Genomic DNA, 3,132 nt, shown 5'->3' with positions numbered 1-3,132 from the left:
ACTTGTGCGCGCGTGGAACGGTTCCTGCGTGCGGGGTGAGCGGAGGAAGCATCCGGCGGCGCCACGGCCAGCGCTACCGTGAGGTGTGACCACCGCGCACCATCCCGGACGCTCAACCGCGCCGCATCGGCCGCGTAATCGAGGCGTGCCACCCGCCCCGCGCCATCCTCTCCGCGGAAGCTGCGCATGGCCGGGAACCGGCGCATCAAACCTGTTGGCAAGGTGCGCGAATCGACCATGCGAAACGCCGACGGCGTGCCATCGGCCAGGGGCAATTCGACCACCGCCGCGGCGCGCCCATCGGACGCGACGGCGAACAGCGGCGCGCGGGCGTCGGTGAGCGGCGAAGAGACGGGTCCCGCCATGGCCGGTCCTACCAACGCAACCGCAAGGATTGAAGGAACTTTCAGCATTGCGACCCTCCGGCCATGACGGGAGGACCAGCGTACGCAGGCGCATGGCGATGCAATGCAGGTATGCGCCCGCCGTATACGTGGGCGCCGGGTATCACTGCTTGTCGGAAAGCGACACACCGCAGCAAGGGGATGGCGGGGGCACGGTGTTAACATCGGTGGCCTGCCGCGCCGGCCCAGGGCCAGCGCCCCCTCATTGACCCGCTACGTCCCACAGGATCCCATGGCCATCTCCGAGGAACTGAGGCAAGCCGCCCTCGAATACCACCGCCTTCCCCGCCCGGGCAAGATCAAGGTCACTCCTACCACCTCGCTGCTGACCCAGCGCGACCTGTCGCTGGCGTATTCGCCTGGCGTGGCCGCCGCGTGCGACGCGATCGTGGCGGATCCGAAGGAAGCTGCCGAGCTCACCGCGCGCTCCAACCTGGTCGCGGTGATCACCAACGGCACGGCAGTGCTCGGGCTTGGCAATATCGGCGCGCTCGCCAGCAAGCCGGTCATGGAAGGCAAGGGCGTGCTGTTCCAGAAGTTCGCCGGTATCGATGTGTTCGACATCGAGATCAACGAAACCGACCCGGACAAGCTGGTCGACATCATCGCCAGCCTCGAGCCGACCTTCGGCGGCATCAACCTCGAGGACATCAAGGCACCGGAATGCTTCGTTGTCGAGCGCAAGCTCCGCGAGCGCATGAAGATCCCGGTGTTCCATGATGACCAGCATGGCACGGCGATCATCGTCGGCGCGGCGGTGCTCAACGCGCTGCTCGTCACCGGCAAGAAGATCGAAGACGTGAAGCTCGCCACCACCGGCATGGGCGCCGCGGGCATCTCCTGCGTCGACATGCTCGTGACGCTGGGCATGAAGAAGGAGAACATCCTCGCGTTCGATCGCGATGGCGTGCTCCACACGGGCCGCACCGACCTCGACCCGGACAAGCAGCGCTACGCGCGCGACACCGACAAGCGCACGCTCGCCGAGATCGTCGACGGCGCGGACATCTTCCTGGGCCTCTCCGCCGGCGGCATCCTGAAGCCGGAGATGGTCGCGACCATGGCCGAGCGCCCGATCATCTTCGCGCTCGCCAACCCGAACCCGGAGATCCTGCCGGAAGACGCGAAGGCCGTGCGCCCGGATTGCATCATGGCCACGGGCCGTTCGGATTACCCGAACCAGGTCAACAACGCGCTGTGCTTCCCGTATCTGTTCCGTGGCGCGCTTGACGTGGGCGCCTCGGTCATCAACGAGCACATGAAGGTGGCCTGCGTGAAGGCCATCGCCGAACTCGCGCGCCGCGAATCCTCGGATGTCAGCGCGCGCGCCTACGGCGGCAAGCCGCCGAGCTTCGGCCCGGAGTACCTGATCCCGCAGCCGTTCGATCCGCGCCTGCTGATCCAGCTGCCGCCGGCGATCGCCCAGGCCGCGATGGATTCTGGCGTGGCCGAGCGTCCGATCGAGGATTTCCCGGCTTACATCGAGAAGCTCACCAGTTTCGTCTTCCGTACCGGCTTGCTCATGAAGCCCGTGTTCGATCGCGCCAAGGCCGATCCGAAGCGCGTGGTTTACGCGGAAGGCGAGGAAGAGACCGTGCTGCGCGCCGTGCAGACCGTGGTCGATGAAGGCCTGGCCCGTCCGATCCTGGTCGGCCGCCCGGATGTCATCGAGAAACGCATCGCCCGCGCTGGCCTGCGCCTGAAGCCGGGCGTGGATTTCGAGATGTGCAATATCCACTCGGATCCTCGCTTCGAGGACTACTGGAAGCTGTACCACTCGATCATGGAGCGTCGTGGCGTTACGCCGGCTTCCGCCAAGGCGGTGGTTCGCTCGCGTCCCACGGTGATCGCGGCGCTGATGGTGGAGCGCGGCGAGGCCGACGCCATGATCTGCGGCCTGGTGGGCACCTACCAGAGCAAGCTCGATTACATCCGCGACATCATCGGCCTGGACGACAGCGTCTGCGAGGCCTCGGCCATGGCCGCGGTGGCGACGGAGAAGGGCACGTTCTTCTTCCTCGACACCTATGTCCAGGAAGACCCCACGGCCGAGCAGATCGCCGAGGCGACCCTGCAGGCTTCGATCCGCCTGAAGCTGTTCGGTATCCAGCCGAAGATCGCGCTGCTGTCCAACTCCAATTTCGGCAGCCGTGAGACGCGCAACTCCCGGAAGATGCGCGAGGCGCTCAACCTCATCCGCGAGCGCGTGCCCAAGCTGGAAGTTGAAGGCGAGATGCAGGCCGACGTGGCCCTCACCCCCGAGCTGCGCGAGCGGATCTTCCCGAACTCGCGCCTGGAAGGTAAGGCCAACGTCTTCGTGTTCCCGAACCTGGATGCGGCCAACACGGCCTACAACATGGTCCGGGTGCTCTGCGATGGCGTGGTCATCGGCCCGATCCTCATGGGCGTGGCCAAGCCGGCCCACATCCTCACCCCGCAGGCCACGGTCCGCCGGGTGGTGAACATGACCTCGGTCGCCTGCGTGGAAGCGCAGATCCGCGCGGGTGTGAGTCGCCGATCGTAGTAAGTTATTGAAAAATCAAGCGATGCTACCCTCGTAGGAGCCCACCCTGTGGGCGACATGTTTCGCCTAGACGTCACAGGGCCTGTTGCGCCATCGCGAACGGCGTCGCCCACAGGGTGGGCTCCTACACATTTCCGAAAGCCTGCTTAAACAGTCATCCCCTGGCTTTCGGCAGGGGCCTGACGGACGGCACAGGCGACACGA

2 protein-coding genes are annotated in these 3,132 nt (G+C 65.9%); one reads left to right on the top strand and one right to left on the bottom strand.

The window, feature by feature from the left end:
- Positions 1–365 (bottom strand): hypothetical protein (locus tag ACTHLF_RS01980; protein WP_440324377.1); only part of this gene is annotated, 365 nt, incomplete at its 3' end.
- A gap of 271 nt (positions 366–636) precedes the next feature.
- Between ACTHLF_RS01980 and ACTHLF_RS01975 the strand changes: the two genes are divergently transcribed.
- Positions 637–2,928: an NADP-dependent malic enzyme gene (locus ACTHLF_RS01975; protein ID WP_440324376.1), complete on the top strand. Its 2,292-nt coding sequence runs from the start codon at positions 637–639 to the stop codon at positions 2,926–2,928.
- Positions 2,929–3,132 lie beyond the last annotated feature (204 nt).

Origin of the sequence: Luteibacter sp., from assembly GCF_051958795.1 — a bacterium.
Lineage (GTDB): Bacteria > Pseudomonadota > Gammaproteobacteria > Xanthomonadales > Rhodanobacteraceae > Luteibacter.
Note: the sequence above shows the minus strand (reverse complement) of the source record. Positions and strands in the feature narration are given on the sequence as shown.